This is a genomic window from Dyadobacter psychrophilus (genome assembly GCF_900167945.1).
In the GTDB taxonomy this organism is placed as follows: domain Bacteria; phylum Bacteroidota; class Bacteroidia; order Cytophagales; family Spirosomataceae; genus Dyadobacter; species Dyadobacter psychrophilus.
Map to the genome: position 1 here is coordinate 114,036 of NZ_FUZA01000005.1, position 17,611 is coordinate 131,646.

At 47.3% G+C, this 17,611-nt stretch carries 16 protein-coding genes; 15 read left to right on the forward strand and 1 reads right to left on the reverse strand.

Annotation, left to right across the window (positions count from 1 at the left end):
• Position 1: 1 nt before the first annotated feature.
• The 11 genes from B5X68_RS18540 to cobC all read left to right on the forward strand — a co-directional run bounded on the left by B5X68_RS18540 (position 2) and on the right by cobC (position 10,487).
• Positions 2-1,819, forward strand: a complete 1,818-nt coding sequence (locus B5X68_RS18540) for a magnesium chelatase subunit D family protein (RefSeq protein ID WP_082216265.1) — start codon at positions 2-4, stop codon at positions 1,817-1,819.
• Entirely contained in the window at positions 1,809-3,296 is a 1,488-nt protein-coding gene (locus B5X68_RS18545; protein ID WP_082216266.1) for a cobyric acid synthase, read from the forward strand. Before B5X68_RS18540 ends, B5X68_RS18545 begins: the two co-directional genes overlap by 11 nt.
• Before the next feature lie 2 nt (positions 3,297-3,298).
• The gene (locus tag B5X68_RS18550) at positions 3,299-4,321 is read left to right on the forward strand and encodes a pyridoxal phosphate-dependent aminotransferase (protein WP_082216267.1); all 1,023 of its coding nucleotides are present in this window, start codon (positions 3,299-3,301) and stop codon (positions 4,319-4,321) included.
• On the forward strand, positions 4,300-5,232 hold the full coding sequence (gene cbiB, locus B5X68_RS18555; RefSeq protein WP_082216268.1) for an adenosylcobinamide-phosphate synthase CbiB: 933 nt from the start codon (positions 4,300-4,302) through the stop codon (positions 5,230-5,232). The genes B5X68_RS18550 and cbiB overlap by 22 nt, the downstream gene beginning before the upstream one ends.
• A 109-nt stretch (positions 5,233-5,341) precedes the next feature.
• The gene (locus tag B5X68_RS18560; RefSeq protein WP_082216269.1) at positions 5,342-5,884 is read left to right on the forward strand and encodes an AAA family ATPase; all 543 of its coding nucleotides are present in this window, start codon (positions 5,342-5,344) and stop codon (positions 5,882-5,884) included.
• Between the two features lie 31 nt (positions 5,885-5,915).
• On the forward strand, positions 5,916-7,052 hold the full coding sequence (locus B5X68_RS18565) for an ABC transporter substrate-binding protein (protein WP_229208479.1): 1,137 nt from the start codon (positions 5,916-5,918) through the stop codon (positions 7,050-7,052).
• 5 nt (positions 7,053-7,057) lie between these two features.
• A complete protein-coding gene (locus B5X68_RS18570; protein ID WP_082216270.1) occupies positions 7,058-7,639 on the forward strand; it encodes a cob(I)yrinic acid a,c-diamide adenosyltransferase in 582 nt (193 codons plus the stop codon).
• Positions 7,636-8,154, forward strand: a complete 519-nt coding sequence (locus tag B5X68_RS18575; RefSeq protein ID WP_082216271.1) for a bifunctional adenosylcobinamide kinase/adenosylcobinamide-phosphate guanylyltransferase — start codon at positions 7,636-7,638, stop codon at positions 8,152-8,154. The genes B5X68_RS18570 and B5X68_RS18575 overlap by 4 nt, the downstream gene beginning before the upstream one ends.
• A 4-nt stretch (positions 8,155-8,158) precedes the next feature.
• On the forward strand, positions 8,159-9,178 hold the full coding sequence (gene cobT, locus B5X68_RS18580) for a nicotinate-nucleotide--dimethylbenzimidazole phosphoribosyltransferase (protein ID WP_082216272.1): 1,020 nt from the start codon (positions 8,159-8,161) through the stop codon (positions 9,176-9,178).
• Positions 9,175-9,966 carry an adenosylcobinamide-GDP ribazoletransferase gene (locus B5X68_RS18585; RefSeq protein ID WP_082216273.1) on the forward strand — a complete coding sequence of 264 codons (792 nt, stop codon included), beginning with the start codon at positions 9,175-9,177 and terminating at the stop codon, positions 9,964-9,966. The genes cobT and B5X68_RS18585 overlap by 4 nt, the downstream gene beginning before the upstream one ends.
• Positions 9,951-10,487: an alpha-ribazole phosphatase gene (gene cobC, locus B5X68_RS18590; protein ID WP_082216274.1), complete on the forward strand. Its 537-nt coding sequence runs from the start codon at positions 9,951-9,953 to the stop codon at positions 10,485-10,487. Before B5X68_RS18585 ends, cobC begins: the two co-directional genes overlap by 16 nt.
• Here the strand turns inward: cobC and B5X68_RS18595 are convergent.
• Positions 10,462-10,929 carry a GNAT family N-acetyltransferase gene (locus B5X68_RS18595; protein ID WP_141110342.1) on the reverse strand — a complete coding sequence of 156 codons (468 nt, stop codon included), beginning with the start codon at positions 10,927-10,929 and terminating at the stop codon, positions 10,462-10,464. The genes cobC and B5X68_RS18595 overlap by 26 nt on opposite strands.
• Before the next feature lie 66 nt (positions 10,930-10,995).
• Between B5X68_RS18595 and B5X68_RS18600 the strand changes: the two genes are divergently transcribed.
• From B5X68_RS18600 to B5X68_RS18615, 4 genes are all read left to right on the forward strand, one after another.
• Positions 10,996-12,465 (forward strand): glycoside hydrolase family 28 protein, encoded by a 1,470-nt coding sequence (locus tag B5X68_RS18600; RefSeq protein WP_229208480.1) that lies wholly within the window; start codon positions 10,996-10,998, stop codon positions 12,463-12,465.
• A gap of 133 nt (positions 12,466-12,598) precedes the next feature.
• Positions 12,599-12,883 carry a hypothetical protein gene (locus tag B5X68_RS18605; RefSeq protein WP_082216276.1) on the forward strand — a complete coding sequence of 95 codons (285 nt, stop codon included), beginning with the start codon at positions 12,599-12,601 and terminating at the stop codon, positions 12,881-12,883.
• A 112-nt stretch (positions 12,884-12,995) separates the two neighbouring features.
• Entirely contained in the window at positions 12,996-13,238 is a 243-nt protein-coding gene (locus tag B5X68_RS18610; RefSeq protein ID WP_082216277.1) for a hypothetical protein, read from the forward strand.
• Positions 13,239-13,254: 16 nt separating this feature from the next.
• Complete coding sequence (locus B5X68_RS18615; protein ID WP_082216278.1) at positions 13,255-17,448, forward strand: hybrid sensor histidine kinase/response regulator transcription factor; 4,194 nt, start codon at positions 13,255-13,257, stop codon at positions 17,446-17,448.
• Positions 17,449-17,611: the final 163 nt, after the last annotated feature.

Here is a 17,611-nt window from a genome sequence, read left to right on the forward strand (position 1 = left end):
AATGAGTCAACAATATCCATTTTCTGCCATAGTAGGGCAGCAGAAACTGAAAAAAGCCTTGCTGCTTTGCGCGGTGAACCCCGCTATCGGCGGTGTATTGATCAAAGGTGAGAAGGGCACGGCCAAAAGCACGGCGGCCAGAGGACTAGCAGCCATGATGCCTTTCACGAAGTCAGAAACATCTTCCAAAGAAACCATGGTTCCTTTTGTGGACCTGCCGCTGGGCGCTTCGGAAGAACGGGTAATCGGAAGCATGGACATTGCTGCTATGATTTCTGAACGGAAGCAAAAGCTGCTGCCAGGGTTATTGGCTACTGCGCACGGTGGCATTTTATATGTGGATGAAGTAAATCTGCTGCCCGATCATCTGGTTGACATTCTGCTGGATGTGGCGGCTTCGGGTGTGAATACGATTCAACGCGAGGGACTTTCTGTGTCTCATCCGTCACGGTTTGTGCTGATCGGCACCATGAACCCGGAAGAGGGCAATCTTCGCCCGCAGTTTCTCGACCGTTTCGGATTGATGGTGGAAGTGGAGGCGCAGCAGGACGTTTTGGAAAGGACCGAAGTGGTAAAGCGCCGTATCGCATTTGAAAATGACCCGGGAGCATTTATCGAAAACTGGAACAGCGATCAACTCGCAATGCAAAACCAGGTCACGCAAGCAAGGGACCTGCTTTCTAAGGTTGTCATGCCCGAAGGTTTGTTGACATTGATCAGCCAGCTCTGCATTCAATGGTCGGTGGCGAGCTTGCGCGCGGACATTGTGATGTATAAAACAGCCATTGCGATTGCCGCATTAGCGAATCGGAAAACCGTTATTGCTGACGATATCCGCGAGGCTGCGGAACTCGTTTTGATGCATAGGAAAGGGAAAAAGCCTTTTGAGCAAAAACAAAACAACCCAAAAACCGGCCAGAATGCTGCATCGGAAGCATTTCAGTCTGGCAATAATGATAATCAGAATGAAAGCGGAGAAGGAACTTGCGCGCCGGATGCTAATGAGCAGGTTATTCTGCCGGGTGTTTTGACCCAAATCCCTGAAATAAATGTAGACAAAACCATTTTTTCACCTGAATTAAATGCAGGACGCCGCACGAAAACAATGGATATGCCAAAGGGATTTCAGATCGAAGCTGAGAAATTAACGGCTGGCAGTCTGGCCGTTTCGGAAACGGTCAGGCATGCGGTGATGCGCAATCCCGACCATTTTGAAATCAGTAAGGAGGATTTGCATCAAAAAATTAAAGCTGGAAAAACGGGACATCTGATTCTCTTTGTTGTGGATGCTTCGGGCTCGATGGCCGCCGGGAAGCGGATGGAAGCAGTGAAGGGGAGCGTGCTCGCGCTTTTGCAGGATGCTTATCAAAAGCGTGACCGGGTGGGAGTGATCGCCTTTCGCGGCGTAGAAGCGAAGGTGCTCCTGGAACCGACTCGTAGCATTGAGTTTGCGGAAGATGCCATGGAAAACCTGCCGGCCGGCGGCAGGACACCATTGGCTCATGCGTTACAAATTTCTTTACAAATTATTCAAAATCAACCAACTGATATAAAACCATTGCTGATCATTCTGAGTGATGGAAAAGCAAATGTGCCGCTGGCAGGTGGTGGCGATCCCTGGCAACAGGCGCTGCAACTGGCCGCCATGATTGGCGAGATAAGGATAAAATCATTGGTACTCGACACCGAAAGCGGTTACCTGCGGCTGGGACGGGCTGGGGAGCTCGCCACTGCACTGACAGGCGACTATTTATCCCTCGATGAACTTACAGCTGAATCGATTACGGACACCATTCATTCCAAAATTTATGACAGATAGCATTAGGAGGCCGCTGCGGCCGATCATGTTTGTCGGCACGGGCTCGGATGTAGGTAAAAGTGTGATTACAGCTGGTTTTTGCAGGATTTTTAAGCAAGACGGGTTTCAGCCCGCGCCATTTAAGGCGCAAAACATGTCGCTGAACAGCTATGTGACGGCGGAGGGGCTGGAACTTGGCCGGGCACAGGCTGTGCAAGCCGAAGCGGCAGGAGTTCCCTGCTTGTCAGACATGAACCCCGTATTGTTGAAGCCAACCAGCGATAGATCCTCACAGGTTGTTTTGAATGGTAAACCCGTTGGTAACCAGTCGGCTTACGAATATTTTATGGCCAATGACCGCCGTGAATTGTTTGAATCCGTAAAACAGGCTTTCGACCGGCTTTCAGGAAATTACAATCCGGTTGTAATGGAAGGGGCGGGAAGCATTTCGGAGCTCAATCTCAAACATCGCGACATCACCAACCTGCGCATGGCCGCTTATGCGGGTGCGGCGACTTACCTGATCGGCGACATTGACCGAGGCGGCGTTTTTGGCAGCGTTTATGGCACCATTGCACTGCTTACCGACGAAGAAAAAGCCTGCATGAAGGGCATAATCATCAATAAATTCAGAGGGGACGGCCGCTTGTTCGAAGACGGCAAGCGAATGCTGGAAGACCTGACAGGGCTGCCGGTTGTGGGCATTTTGCCTTACTTCCGCGATATCCACATTGAGCAGGAAGACTCCGTTTCACTGGAATCCAAATATAGAACTTCCGTAACAGGCAAGGTGAATGTGGCCGTCATTTTGCTGCGGCGATTGTCCAATTTCACAGATTTTGACCGGCTGGAAAACGACGAAAGGGTGAATCTCTTCTTTACCATCGATCCGCATGAAGTAGCAAAGGCCGATATCGTGATCGTCCCGGGCAGTAAAAACACGATTGATGATATGCTCTTTATCAAAAATAATGGTGTTGCAAAAGCGATTTTACAAGCCCAGAAAGCTGGCAAAACGGTCATTGGAATTTGTGGGGGCTATCAAATGCTGGGCGAAATGATCCTGGATCCGCACCACGTTGAAGGAACCATTGAAAGCATGCCGGGCCTGGGGATACTTCCGGTTGTGACAACGCTGCAAGCCGAAAAAACCACATTGCAATGTCAATTTCGGTTCCGGGGAAGTGAAAGCCTGGCATTTGGTTATGAAATTCATATGGGCGAGACAGTTGTCAGGGGACAAGCAAAACCAGTGGCAACATTGTCTGACGGACGAAATGACGGCTGTTTCCTCAACGACAAAACCTGGGGAACTTACCTCCATGGAATACTCGATAATGATGATGTGATCGCACAAATATTACAGCCTTACACATCTGATTTGCCTGATAACCAGACAAGTTTTCAAGCATTCAAAGAGCAGCAGTATGATAAGCTGGCGGATCTGATCCGTTCGAACGTGAATATGGAATTGATTTATAAAACCCTCAGATACTAACAATGCTGCACGGACACGGAGATGATGGTTATCGTTACGGCGGTCAGATTTTGGCTGATTTCAGTACAAACGTCTGGTATGGAAGCGAGCCGGCGGGTTTGAAGGAATATGTTTTTGAAAACTGGGCAGATATTAATCGCTATCCGGAAGTGACGGGCGAAAGTCTCACTGCAAAAATCGCTGCGCATCACGGGATTCCTAATGATCAGATCCTGGTTGCGAACGGCACAACGGAAAGTATTTACCTCATCGCACAGCTTTTTGCAGGAAAGAAAACGACCATTGTGACACCGGCATTTTCGGAGTATGAGGACGCCTGTGCCATGCATGGCCACGAAATGCAGTTTTTGGGTTGGAAGGAATGTCTGGATTTGCCCCGTTTGAAATGCGATCTCGTATTTATTTGTAATCCCAATAATCCCACGGGTTTTACTTTTCCTGATCTCCAATATTGGCTGCGCATCAACCGGCAATGTGTGTTTGTGGTGGATGAAGCATTTATCGATTTCGCTCCTTCGGCTGCGTCGATGTTGGAAGCCTTGGGACAATTTGAAAACCTGATCATCATGCGATCTCTGACCAAAGCCTGTGCGATCCCAGGGCTGAGGCTGGGCTATGTCATTGCCGGAAACGAATGGATAGACCGGCTGCTGCGCATTAAACAGCCCTGGTCTGTTAATGCAGTTGCCCTCGCTGCTGGCTGCTTCATTTTTGACCATTTTGATGCTGCACAGCCGCCGTTTGAGCAACTATTAATCCAAAAAGACGATTTGACAAGCCGCCTCAGGCGCAACGCAGCTTTGGAAATCGAAGACAGTGATACCCATTTTTTTCTTGCCAAAACCATCATTCGTAATGCTGCCCAGCTTAAAACTTTCCTGCTGGAAGAACACCAGATCCTGATCCGTGATGCGGGTAATTTCAGAAATCTGACACGTCAGCATTTCAGGATTGCTACGCTTAGCCCGGAGAAAAATGAATTGCTCATAAAAGCGCTGGAAGCATGGAAAACGCGCTATTACTGATCGTTCCTTTGGTGGCCGGCTATGTGCTGGATCTGGTGCTTGGCGATCCAGATCACTGGCCGCATCCCATGCGGTTATTTGGCCATGCAATTGCTTTTGGCGAACGGAATTTTAATCATGGCAACAATAGGATTGCGAAAGGAGCCCTACTAGCCTCATCTTTGGTTTTGGTTGTGTATTTTATTTTAACACTGTTAAATAATGCTATTTATGGCCTGGAATGGCTATTTATGCTTGTGAACAGCATTTGGGTTTACTATGGATTAGCAAATAAAAACCTGATTTTGGAAGGGCGAAAAGTGTTTCAAATGCTGGAAACCCGAGGGCTTGCAGATGGCCGTGTGCAGCTCTCACGGATTGTCGGGAGAGACACTTCTCAGTTGAATGCGCAGCAGATCAGGACAGCTGTTTTTGAAACAATGTCGGAGAATTTAAGCGATGGTGTTGTGGCGCCTTTGTTCTATTACGCCATTGCGGGCGCACCGGGAATGATGGCGTATAAAATGATCAACACGATGGATTCCATGCTGGGTTACCGTACTCCACGATACGAGCAATTCGGGAAATTTGCGGCGCGGCTGGATGATGTGGCCAACTTTATTCCGGCCAGGATCACGGCTTTGTTGATGGTGCTGGTGACGGGAAGCGCCCGTGGTTTACAGTTTATTTTCAAATACGGCAACAAGCACAAAAGTCCAAATGCGGGCTATCCCGAATCTGCACTGGCAGGCATTCTCAACTGCCGTTTTGGCGGACCGAATGTGTATCACGGGGTGCTCGTCGATAAGCCATTTATTGGCGAGCACGATAGGAGCATCAGGTCAGAAGAAATTAAAAAAGTTTCGCAGATAAATCAGCTAGTATGCCTGATAACCATCGCTTTATGCTGCATCTGGTTCGTGATATTATAGGTTTAGAAAAGTAATGTTTCGAAGGATTTTTCGACGAAAAATTCTTCGTCGAAAATCCTTCGCCGTTGACTTAAGTCAACGGGAATTAGATTGGAAATAAAGATAGATTATGGATAAGATTATTATTTCGGGTGGGCCGGGTTCCGGAAAATCGACGTTGCTGCTTGCGCTGGAAAGTGCCGGTTTTCAATGCGTACCCGAGGTTTCGCGCGAGCTGATCCGGCAGGAGGTTGCAAAGGACTCGAAATGTGTTCCCTGGAAAGATCTGGCCTGTTTTGCCAAACTATGCCTTCATCAAATGATTATTGATTTTGAAAATGTCCTGGAAAGAGAACTAACGTTTTTTGACCGTGGGATTCCAGATATCATTGCGTATCTGCGTTTTGGCGGCTTACCAGTCGACGACATTTTCGTGGCCGCGGCTAAACATTATCGATATGCAGCAAATGTCTTCATAGCACCGCCCTGGGAAGCAATTTACATCAATGACGAGGAACGCTGGCAGACATTCAGTGAAGCCGGAGCCTTGTATTCCGAAATAAAAAATGTGTACACCGAACTGGGTTACCTGGTGACTGAACTGCCATTGGCACCGGTCAGAGAACGAGTTGAATTTACTTTAGCAAAACTTGAACGAATTGAATATAATTAACTATATATCAAAGTGTTGTATAGCATTTCTTGTGATTTTTATTATCGCATGCAGCACTTCGTCAACACTCTACGAAAAAGGAGAGTCGGGTTATGAAGGCCCGGCGCTGTTTAAGGAAAAGGTGGTCATCAGGCATGCAAAGGGTTTTACCATTGATTACCATAAAAATTTCAAGCTGGTCAAAATAATGAGTCCGTTTGAGAAAGCCACGGACACCATGAGTTTTGTGCTTTTGCAGCGCGGCACCCCAAAGCCCGCAGGTTACCAAAATGCGCAGATCATCCAAATCCCCATTCAAAGCCTCGTTCCAATGTCTTCCATGCATATTGGATTGGTCGGTTATCTGAGTGCCGAGCACATTGTTACCGGCATGGGAAATCTTACCTATGTCTCGTCCGAAAAGATCCGGGCGCGGATCAAGTCGGGTGACATTAAGGAAGTAGGAAAAGACCAGGGACTGAATGAGGAGCTGCTTATTGCGATGCATCCGGATCTGGTGATGACGATCGGGAGCCCGGTATCCAAAATCAACCGCTATCAATCGCTTAAACAAGCCGGGATCCCGGTGATGATCAATTCAGAATGGATAGAAACGACGCCACTTGCCCGCGCAGAATGGGTGAAATTGATGGCGGCATTGCTGAATAGGGAATCAGAGGTTAACACCAAATTTTCGGAATCAGAAAAGGAATATGCACGACTGGTGAAACTGGCGAAAAGCAGTAAAACCCAGCCCAGCCTCGTTTCGGGTATGAATTCGAAAGACGCCTGGTTTGTCCCTAGTGGCAGCGGCTACGTTTCCAGGTTTTTCCGGGATGCGGGTGCGCGTTACCATTGGGCAGACACGAAGGCGACGGGCAGCTTGCCGCTTAACTTCGAGGCAGTGTATCCGGTTGCTTTAAATGCAGATTTTTGGCTGAATGTTGGCATACTGGGTGTGAAATCGAAGCGGGAGCTTCTGGATAAGGATCAACGCTATGCGGATTTCAAGGCATTTAAAGCCGGAAACATTTTTACCCATAACAAAAGACAAGCGGCTAACGGTGCGAACGACTACTGGGAGTCGGGAGCGGTAAATCCGCATGTGGTTTTGGCAGATTTAATCAAAATCCTCCATCCCGAATTGCTTCCCGGACATACATTATTTTATTATCAAAAACTCGAATAACAACCATGAAAATCTACACGAAAAAAGGAGACAAAGGAACAACAGGGCTATTTGGCGGAAGCAGGGTTCCGAAGGATAATGTGCGTATTGAGTGCATCGGGACGCTGGATGAAGCCAATTCTACGATCGGATTGATGCGCGTCAAGCTCGGAAATGACCATGAATGGCAGCCTAATCTGCACAAAATCCAGAAAGATCTGATGGATATGATGTCTCATTTAGCGCGGCCTTCGGATGCGAAAAAGGAAAATACGAACCCGATGCCGGTGGACGGAGCCGGGTTTTGTGAAAACTGGATTGATAGCCTGGAAGCTGCCATGACTTCGCCCTCGGATTATTTCCTGCTGCCAGGCGGAAACGAGATCTCGGCGTTATGCCACATGGTGCGTACGCAAATGCGTCGCGGAGAAAGGAGATTGGTGTCGCTGATAAAAACCGACGCAGTGAACGAGGCCATCCCAGCTTACATTAACCGCCTTTCCGACTTGTTTTTTACATTGGCCCGCGCCGAAATGGACAAAGCGGGCGTAGCAGAAGAAAAGTGGCAGCTGTTCCTGTACAAACGATTTAAAACGGCTGAAAAATGATCATTTACATCAGCGGTGGTGCCCGAAGCGGGAAAAGCCGTTTTGCGCAGGAAATGGCCTTGAAACGTAGTATGGAGCCCGTTTATGTCGCCACGGCGAAGGTTTGGGATGAAAATTTTGCAGAGCGCGTTGCGCGTCACAAAAGAGAACGCGGGCCCGAATGGACTTGCATAGAAGCGGAGCGCAACATTCATTTACAGCCGATTATGGATCGCGTAGCGGTGATTGATTGCGTAACGCTTTGGCTGACAAACCTCTTTATGACTTGCCAAGAAGACATTGAAAAAACGCTGGCAACATTCAAAGCGGAAATAGATGGCATACTGGCATTAAAAGGCACTTTCATCATCATTTCAAACGAAATCGGAATGGGTGTGCATGCCGCGACGGAAGTTGGGCGAAAATTTACAGATTTACAAGGTTGGGCCAATCAATATGTGGCTTCCAAGGCAGATGAGGCCATTTTTATGGTTTCCGGGCTGCCATTATGGTTGAAAAATTCAAGTCAAAAATAAAGCCATGAATATTACATTAGCGGAACAGGTTCGGCACAAAATTGATTTTAAAACCAAACCTCTCGGTGCACTGGGAATGTTGGAAAAACTGGCATCTCAAGTTGCAAACATTCAGGGAACATTGACCCCTGCGCTTATAAAACCGCATATTATCGTCTTTGCGGCGAGCCACGGCATCGCGGCCAATGGCGTAAGCGCGTATCCCTCAGAAGTCACGGCACAAATGGTGCTGAATTTCCTGAACGGTGGTGCAGCTATCAATGTCTTTACGCGGCAACATGGGATAACATTGTTGGTTGTCGATGCCGGGGTCGATTATGATTTTGGCAAAAATGAAAAGCTCATCCATGCGAAGGTAGGTTACGGGACAAAAAGTTTCCTGACGAGTCCGGCCATGACGCCAGCGGAAATGGATGAATGCCTGCAACGCGGAAAGGAAATCGTTGCTAATGTGCAGGCAACCGGATGTAATGTGATCGGATTCGGTGAAATGGGCATTGGTAACACATCGTCGGCTGCGGTGGTGATGAGCAAATTAGTTGGTGTGCCGCTGGGAGAATGTGCCGGCAAGGGCACTGGTTTGAATGATCAACAAATGTCTGCCAAACTAGCTATTCTACATGAAGCCATGCAAAACCATGCGAAAATTGACAATGATCCGTTGCGCGTGCTGCAAACATTTGGCGGGTTCGAGATCGCGATGATGTGCGGTGCCATGCTGGAAGCGGCGGAAAGGGGAATGGTCATTTTAGTGGATGGTTTTATTGCTTCTGTGGCTTATTTGTGCGCTTTTCGGATGCGCGATGCAGTTTCTGAATATGCTGTTTTTTGCCATGAGTCCACAGAAAAAGGGCATGGATTTTTACTTCGGCATTTGAATGTGACTCCGGTATTGCAGCTTGGGATGCGGCTTGGGGAAGGCACCGGCTGCGCTGTTGCTTATCCGATCCTGCAAAGTGCCGTAGCGTTTCTGAATGAAATGGCCAGCTTCGAAAGCGCTGGTGTAAGTAACAAAACATTATGAGACTGCAACTTACGCTCTTCTTCACCGCGCTGCAATTCTACACCCGCATTCCGGCGCCGCGATGGGTGCATTACAAGCAGGAAAATCTAAGCCGGGCAACCGGTTTTTTGCCACTGATCGGCTGGTTAGTAGGAATTATCTCAGGATTATCCTGGCTCGGCGGTGCTTACGTGACCAATATTTCCATCGGTCTCGTGCTATCCATGATTGCATCCATATTTACGACCGGCGCATTTCACGAAGATGGTTTTGCCGACGTCTGCGACGGCTTCGGAGGCGGCTGGACGCGGGATAAGATCCTGGAAATCATGAAGGATAGTCGGGTAGGAACGTATGGTTCGGTTGGGTTAATGATGATGCTGGCCTTGAAATTTTTGCTTCTGATCAATCTGGCAGCACAATGGAAAAACGATTTTTTAGCATTAACACTCATATTGATAACCGCGCACGCGTTAAGTCGCTTGATGCCCGTTTTTGTGATTTTTACCAAGCCTTACGCGCGGGAGGATCAGCATAGCAAAGCGAAACCGGTGGCGCAAAAGATAAGTCGAAGCAGCCTGGTAACCGGATCTGTTATTACACTAATCCCGCTGATTTGTCTTGCGTGGACGTGCCATACGCCATTCATTTTCACTTGCTGCATTTTGCCGGCCGTAACCGCATATTTGCTGTCCCGCTATTTTGTAAAATGGATCAGAGGTTACACCGGCGACTGCCTTGGCGCCATCCAGCAAGTGAGCGAGGTCTCATTTTATCTTTCACTGACTGCACTTTGGAAATATATTTAATCCGGCACACTACGCCGCTTGTTCAAAACGGCCAGATTTACGGTTGGTCCGAAATTCCATTGGCTGAAAGTTTTTCAGAAGAGCTTAACACTGTTAAAAAACAATTGGCCGTCAGCTTTGATCAGGTATATTCCAGTCCCTCAATTCGTTGTGTGAAATTGGCTGCCGGGATCAATTCCTACGTAATTGCTGACGAGCGCCTCCGCGAGCTGCATTTTGGCGATTGGGAGGGTAAAACCTGGGACACGGTGGATCAGGATGCCTTGCAAATCTGGATGGATGACTTTGTTAACGTCTGCATTCCCGGTGGCGAAAGCATGCTGCAAATGGCGGAGCGGTTGCGTTCTTTTTGGAATGATCTGATGCAGCACAAAGTCACTAATGTTGCCATTGTGACGCACGCAGGCGTGATCAGGATCATGCTTGCCTTGCACAGGAAAATGGATTTGAAAGAAATTTTCGACATTAAGGTTGGTTACGGACAGATTTTTAAGATCAAATCACCCGTTCCATGTAAATAGTGTCGGCAATAGGATTGAAATAATATGCATCAATAGGCTTGAAACCGAAAGTTTCGTACAGGTTGCGAGCTTTGGTCATGCTGCTTAATGTGTCCAGCCGGATCTTTTTATAACCGAGCAAGGCCGCCTTTTCAATGGCTCTTTCCAGCAATTCCCGGCCCAGGCTCAATCCCCGGTGATCCGGGCGGACATACATGCGTTTCAGTTCGGCAATGTCATGATCCAATCGCCTGATCCCCGCACAGCCCGCGAGCGAACCGGCTTTGTAAACGAGCAGAAGAGCACCGGTCGGTTTGTCGTATTGCGAGCGGATGGATTCCAGCTCTTTGGAAAAATTCTGGAACGAAAGATCAATGTCCAGCGAATTGGCATATTCAGCAAAAAGCGCTTTTGCCTGTTCAAATTCATCGTCCGTTTCTGCGAATTTATAAATGACATTCATGGTGATCGTTATGTTTTTCAGTCCTGTAAACAGAAACAAAATTGGCCAGGAAATCAACCGCAAACTATGATATTCAAAAAACGTTTCCTACCCATCGCAATGATGGCGTTTCATTCGCTAACAGTAGCGGCGCAAAAAACCGTGGAAAATTATAGCTGGACCAACCTCCCGAAAGCGCAGCAGCCCGCTTTCAAGCGCGACACGGTCCGTATAACAGCCTATGGAGCGCAGCCGGACGGTCATACGCTGAACACGGACGCAATCCACAAGGCAATTGACGCAGTAAATAAGCAGGGCGGGGGCGTTGTAATGGTGCCTCCGGGACTTTGGATGACAGGCCCGATTGTCATGAAAAGCAACATTAACCTGCATTTGAGCGAAAATGCAACGCTGCTTTTTACGCCGGACAAAACGCAATACGCACTTACGGAAGGTTTTTATGAGGGCAAAAGTGCTGCACGTAATCAGTCACCCATTTCAGGCATTAACCTCGAAAACGTTGCTATAACAGGTAAAGGCATTGTGGACGGCAATGGTGACGTTTGGCGCGCGGTCCATAAAAGTCAGTTGACAGAGGGCCAGTGGAAAGAAAAAGTTGCTTCGGGAGGTGTTCTTAAAGATGACGGTAAAACATGGTATCCCAGCGAGCAATTCAAAAAAGCCAGCACCGAAAACAAAAGCATGCTGCTGACACCAGGCAAAACGCCGAAGGATTTTGCAGATATGAAGGACTTCCTCAGGCCCAATCTGGTTGTTTTCAACAATTGTAAAAAAGTGTTGCTGGAAGGCGTAACCTTCCAGAATTCCGCTGCCTGGTGCATTCATCCGCTGATGTGCCAGGATTTGACTATTCGCAATGTTCGCGTGGAAAACCCGGAATACGCCCACAACGGCGACGGAATGGACATTGAATCGTGCAAAAACTTCCTGATCGAAGGCTGTACGCTGGACGTGGGAGACGATGCTATTTGTATCAAATCCGGAAAAGACGAAGAGGGCAGAAAGCGCGGAATGCCAACGGAAAATGGCCTCATCAGGAACAACATTGTCTATAACGGGCACGGCGGGTTTGTGGTGGGCAGCGAAATGAGCGGGGGCGCGAGAAATATTTTTGTACAGAACTGCACATTCATGGGCACCGACAAGGGTTTGCGTTTCAAATCAGTGCGAGGCCGTGGCGGGGTTGTAGAAAAGATCTATGCAAAGGACATTTACATGAAAGACATAGCGCAGGAAGCGGTGTTCTTTGATTTATTTTATTTCGTCAAATTTGCAACGGATGGCGCACGCGACATGCGCGAAGAAGTAAATGAAGGCACGCCGGTTTTCCGGGACATGCATTTTGAGAATATCGTATGTAATGGCGCATCAAAAGCCGTCTTCATCCGGGGGCTTGCCGAGATGCCGATCAAGAACATTATCATGGAAAATATGGTCATCACTGCCGACACGGGCATGGAACTGACGGATGGAGATAATATCCAGTTCAAAAATGTCCATTTGATCACGCCGGAAAAGAGCCAGGCGGTTAAGTAAGCCGTGTTAAAAACTTAATTCCCACAATTTTTTTTCTTCTTTGGTGCCAAATGATTGAGATATCGCATCATTAACTGTAAATTGTTAATCTAATAGAAACGAATAGCCGGACAAGGCATATAACTTCTATGCGATGATACTCCTGGACCTTTTGGGCGTGCTGATCGTAGGCGTCAGCTTCTTCTTATTAAGCCATATAGTCGATCTTTTCAGACCGAAACGTAAGCGCGTTGTGCAAAGACTTCCTCCGCGTTTGCCCGAAAAACGGCACCGCAGACAGATCAAAGCCGATCTCGATAATTTGCTGGTACGCTACAACCAGGGTATCTTAAACGAGCAGCAGTACTACTACGAGGCAAACGAACTAATTGACCAACTCGCCGATGTACTTGAAACAGAGGCATCATTTAGTCATTAAATGTGCTTTAAACAAAGAAATAACACACATTTTCTTTCAATTAATTATAAATCTTTACGTTTTTTACAAAACATTGAAAATCCATTTGTTAGGTTAAAAAACATTTTGGTTTATGAGTTCAAATCTAGAGGAAAAGCGCAGGGAATTGTTTGAGCTTCATAAGGCGAAACTCGGAGCGGATGCACCGCTGATGAGGAAACCTGTTGAAAAGGTGGTTGTTGAAAAAAAAGTCGAGCAGCCGAAGGCGCCGATCAGCAAAAGGGACAAAATCAAATATGCAATTTTTGCTGTTACCGGCATCATCGTAGTAATTGAATTGCTATTTTTGGCAAGAGAGGCGGGTTGGTTGAAGTAAACTGCGAGTGACTTAGATGAAGGGAACGTTCCTGAAAAAATTGATTGGCCTGGGCTTAGGCTGCCTGGGCATGTTCCCGGTTTTTGCTGCTGAGAGTGGAAGAGTGCTGAGGTATTCTTTAAAAGAAGGGCTGTCTTTTGGCATTGTTAACAGCATGGTCCAGGATAAGAACGGACTCATGTGGTTTGCAACCGGTGACGGCCTCAACCGGTTTGATGGCACCTCCTTTAAAGTCTTCAAAAACAGTCCTGATAACAAACAAAGTATTTCCGGAAATTACGTAAAATCTGTCTTCCGGGACCAGGATGGCACCATTTGGACCAGTTCCCGCAATGGCCTGAATGAATTTGTTTCGGAAAAGGAGATCTTCAAACGTCACACGCCCATGCCTAAAAAAGGCTCCTCGGGCACGGATGTGAGCGACATTTCACAGGCGGGCGACGGCAATCTCTGGATCTCGCTGAATGGTGCGGGATTTGCGCTTTTCAATAAAAAAGCGGAGAAATTTACCTATTACAACCAGCAAAATCTTCCAGATTTAAATACCAATTCCATCCTTAATGCATTTGAAGATTCCAAAGGGCTGCTCTGGCTGGGGACGCGCGACTCAGGAATTGATGTATTTAAGATTGGTAAAAACAGAAAGCTTGTAAAAGCTGGGCTGGATTTGCAAAAACTTCCTTCAACGCGCATTAACAGCATTTATGAAGATCATCTGGGTAATGTCTGGATTGCGTCGGCCAGAGGTTTGATCCTTTTCAAACGAAATGAGTCCAAATTCTATAACCTGCATCTGCCGGGAAATCACAGAAGCGACATTTACCTGTCCTTGCTCGAAAACCATCGTGGTCAACTGCTCGTTGGCGTGCAGGACGGCGGGCTTTATAGCCTGGATCTGACACAAGTAGCAGACCGCAAGCCAGAGGCATATTCCTTTGAAAAAGTAAATAATTCACAAAACGAAGGCATTACACAGCGTTCCGTCCAGGCGATTTATATGGACGCCTACCGCAACATCTGGCTTGGGACTTACGGGGAGGGCGTTTACCTGATCAGCAGCATTCCGGAAAAGTTCAGAAGTTTTGAGAAGAAAATCCAGGATTCGCGCGCTGAAAGTTACCTGCGATTTTATGGCATGTGTATGGATAAAGACGGATTTCTTTGGCTTGGAACGGACGGAGACGGCATTTACAAAACCAGGAGCACGGGAGAAACCGTCAAGCATTATGCAGTCAGCAACGCACCGGGCGGTCTTTCGGACGGAGCGGTCATTGCGGCTCATCGCGGACGGGACGACTACTTGTGGTTTGGAACTTACTCTGGCGGGCTATTTCAATATGACCCTGGGAAAGACGCATTTAAACAGTATGCTAACATTCCCGGAAATGCGGCCAGCCTCGGGAAAAACGATGTGCGGGTAATTTATGAAGACCGGAAACACAACTTGTGGGTAGGGACTAACGGCGGCGGACTCGCACTTTTAGACCGGAAAAAAGGCACATTCCAGAATTTTGTGACGACAAACAGCAGCATTAATTCCAATGACGTGCGCGCGATTGAAGAGGACAGTAAGGGAAACCTCTGGATAGGCACTTACGGCGGTGGACTTAATTATCTGAATGTAGGCACAATGCAATTCAAGTCGTTTTTCAATGAGCCTGGTAAAGCGGGTTACTTGTCGAACCGCATCATCTTTTCGCTGCATTATGACGCCCGGGAAAGGCTATGGATCGGTTCGGAGGGAAACGGGCTTTTGATCTTTGATACGAAAAACGGAACAACACGCCATTTTACGGAAAAAAATGGCTTGGTGAATGATGTGATCTATGCGTTTCAGGAGGAAAGTATTGATAATGTTTGGTTTAGCACAAATAAAGGTTTGTCGAGAATCGATCTTTCCAATGTTCGGATTGATCATTACGACCAGAGTAACGGATTGCAGGGCGGGCAGTTTAATCCCAATTCCGCGCTTTATATTGAGCGTGAGAAAGCGATGGTTTTCGGTGGGACAGAGGGCTGGAACCTCTTTTCTCCTTCCGACATTAAGCCATCAGACTACAAGCCGAAAGTTATGATCACTGGTTTGCAATTGTTTGGTCAAAATGTGGCAGTTGGTGCAAAAAAAGATGGTAAGGTCATCCTCGAAAAGCAAATCGCCGACCAGAAAGAGATCGTTTTGCAGCCCAACCAATCGGTTTTCGCGATTCAATACACTGCATTAAACTACGCATATCCCGACCGTAACCGCTTCGCTTACAAGCTGGAAGGCCTGGATAATGACTGGAACTATGTGCAAAATGAGCGCTCAGCCACTTACCGCTACCTTCCGCCGGGCGATTATCAGTTTAAAGTAAAATCCGCCAATCAGGATGGCATCTGGTTTGAAAACGTGGCGAGCTTGCATGTGCGGGTGCTGCCGCCCTGGTATCAGACGTGGTGGGCTTATGTATTGTATATGGCCGTTGCAGGACTTATTATCTATTATTTCCAACAATATAAGATCAGGCAGGCGCGGTTAAAATATGAAGTGCAAATGGCGCATTTCGAGACCCAGAAAGAGAAAGAGCTGAATGAAAAGAAGCTGGCATTTTTTACACACATTTCACATGAATTCCGCACGCCGCTGACCCTGATTATCAACCCGGTAAAGGAATTGTTGCTCAAAGCCGAGAACCGCCATCCCGATCAGAATAGTCTGAACATTGTCTACCGCAATGCGAAGCGGCTGCTCAGCATGGTGGATCAGCTTCTACTTTTCAGAAAAGCGGACAGGGAAGCAGACAAGCTGAACCCGGCTGTCCAGAACATAACGAAATTAGCGCGGGAGGTTTTTCAATGTTTTACACATCAGGCTGAGCAAAAGCACATTAGTTATCATTTTGTGAGCCCTGACGAAAATCTGGAGTTAATTGCAGACCGGGAAAAAATTGAGATTGCGCTGTTTAATCTCGTTTCCAATGCAGTTAAATACACGCCAAAAAATGGAACTGTAACATTGCAAATCACTGAATTGGAAGAGCAGGTTAAGATTGTGGTCAGCGATTCAGGGCCGGGCATTCCGGCGGGAGTGGGGGATAGCGTTTACTCCGTTTTTCACCAGTTTCAGGATGGCCGGTTTCCTTCCAAAGGCGGTTTCGGCATTGGGTTATTTCTTACCAAAACCTTCGTTGAAAGCCATTTTGGGAGCATTACTTACGAATCGGTTGCAGGCAACGGCACTATTTTCACCGTTTTATTATGGAAAACACATCCGCAATTGATTACCGCAGAGCTGCCAGTCAGCATTGAAGAAGGAAATTCTGTGCTCCTGGAAGAACTTTCGGAGGACGGCGCCCTACTAACGTCCTCCGCCATTTCGAGGCATCAAATGGTTGTAGAGGAGCTCAGTTCGGATATCAAAACCATGCTTATCGTTGAAGACGATGCGGATATCAGGCAATATATTGGTCAGGCATTTACCGGGAAATTCAAGCTTTTACAAGCAGAGAATGGCGAAGATGGCATCGCGCTGGTCAGAAAACATCTGCCCGACATTGTGATCAGCGACGTTTTCATGAACGGAATCAGCGGGATAGAAATGTGCAGCCAGATCAAAAGCGACACGACATTAAGCCACATTCCTGTTATTTTACTAACTGCCAGCACTTCGCAGGAATCGCGGTTGAAGGGGATCGAAGGCGGCGCGGACGACTATATCAGCAAGCCGTTTGACAAGGAGCTGCTCGTGGCGCGCGTGGATGCGATCCTTAAAAGCCGGAATGATCTGCAAAGATATTTTTACAACGAAATCACGTTGCAGGCAAACGACTTCAAGATTTCATCCGAGTACAAGGAGTTTCTCAAAGAATGTATACGCGTTGTTGAAAATCATTTAACTGATCCCGACTTCTCTATTAAAGTGCTCGCAGCCGAGATCGGGATGAGCCATTCCACATTATATAACCGTATCAAATCGATTTCCGGGCAATCCACCAACAGCTTCATCCGCTTCATCCGCCTGCGCCGCGCCGCCCAGATCCTGATTACGACGGACATTACCATTTCGGAAGTGGCTTATCAGGTTGGGATCAATGATATCAAATATTTCAGGGAGCAGTTCCACAAGCTTTTCGAAATGAAGCCCTCGGAATATGTCAAAAAGTATCGCAATCCTTTTCACGAGAATTTTCAGGTTAACAGAGGCGTTTTTCAAAATAAATTGGACAATTAGCCGATCCGGTTTTAAGATTTCTTTCCCGAATGCCCGATTTCTTATGGATCGGGCATTTTTTATTGATATACCCCCTTCTTAATGTGAGAATGTCCCCCGCCTGTCAAATACAAATAATCATACTTTTGATTGGTCAATTCATAAATCTGACGACCAGCTTTTT

Coding starts and splice junctions, on each gene's coding strand:
- B5X68_RS18605 (WP_082216276.1), top strand. CDS start 12,599: ATGATACTCCTGGACCTTTTGGGCGTGCTGATCGTAGGCGTCAGCTTC.
- cobT (WP_082216272.1), top strand. CDS start 8,159: ATGAATATTACATTAGCGGAACAGGTTCGGCACAAAATTGATTTTAAA.
- B5X68_RS18585 (WP_082216273.1), top strand. CDS start 9,175: ATGAGACTGCAACTTACGCTCTTCTTCACCGCGCTGCAATTCTACACC.
- B5X68_RS18540 (WP_082216265.1), top strand. CDS start 2: ATGAGTCAACAATATCCATTTTCTGCCATAGTAGGGCAGCAGAAACTG.
- B5X68_RS18575 (WP_082216271.1), top strand. CDS start 7,636: ATGATCATTTACATCAGCGGTGGTGCCCGAAGCGGGAAAAGCCGTTTT.
- B5X68_RS18545 (WP_082216266.1), top strand. CDS start 1,809: ATGACAGATAGCATTAGGAGGCCGCTGCGGCCGATCATGTTTGTCGGC.
- B5X68_RS18595 (WP_141110342.1), bottom strand. CDS start 10,929: ATGAATGTCATTTATAAATTCGCAGAAACGGACGATGAATTTGAACAG.
- B5X68_RS18570 (WP_082216270.1), top strand. CDS start 7,058: ATGAAAATCTACACGAAAAAAGGAGACAAAGGAACAACAGGGCTATTT.
- B5X68_RS18600 (WP_229208480.1), top strand. CDS start 10,996: ATGATATTCAAAAAACGTTTCCTACCCATCGCAATGATGGCGTTTCAT.
- B5X68_RS18560 (WP_082216269.1), top strand. CDS start 5,342: ATGGATAAGATTATTATTTCGGGTGGGCCGGGTTCCGGAAAATCGACG.
- B5X68_RS18610 (WP_082216277.1), top strand. CDS start 12,996: ATGAGTTCAAATCTAGAGGAAAAGCGCAGGGAATTGTTTGAGCTTCAT.
- B5X68_RS18615 (WP_082216278.1), top strand. CDS start 13,255: ATGAAGGGAACGTTCCTGAAAAAATTGATTGGCCTGGGCTTAGGCTGC.
- cbiB (WP_082216268.1), top strand. CDS start 4,300: ATGGAAAACGCGCTATTACTGATCGTTCCTTTGGTGGCCGGCTATGTG.
- B5X68_RS18550 (WP_082216267.1), top strand. CDS start 3,299: ATGCTGCACGGACACGGAGATGATGGTTATCGTTACGGCGGTCAGATT.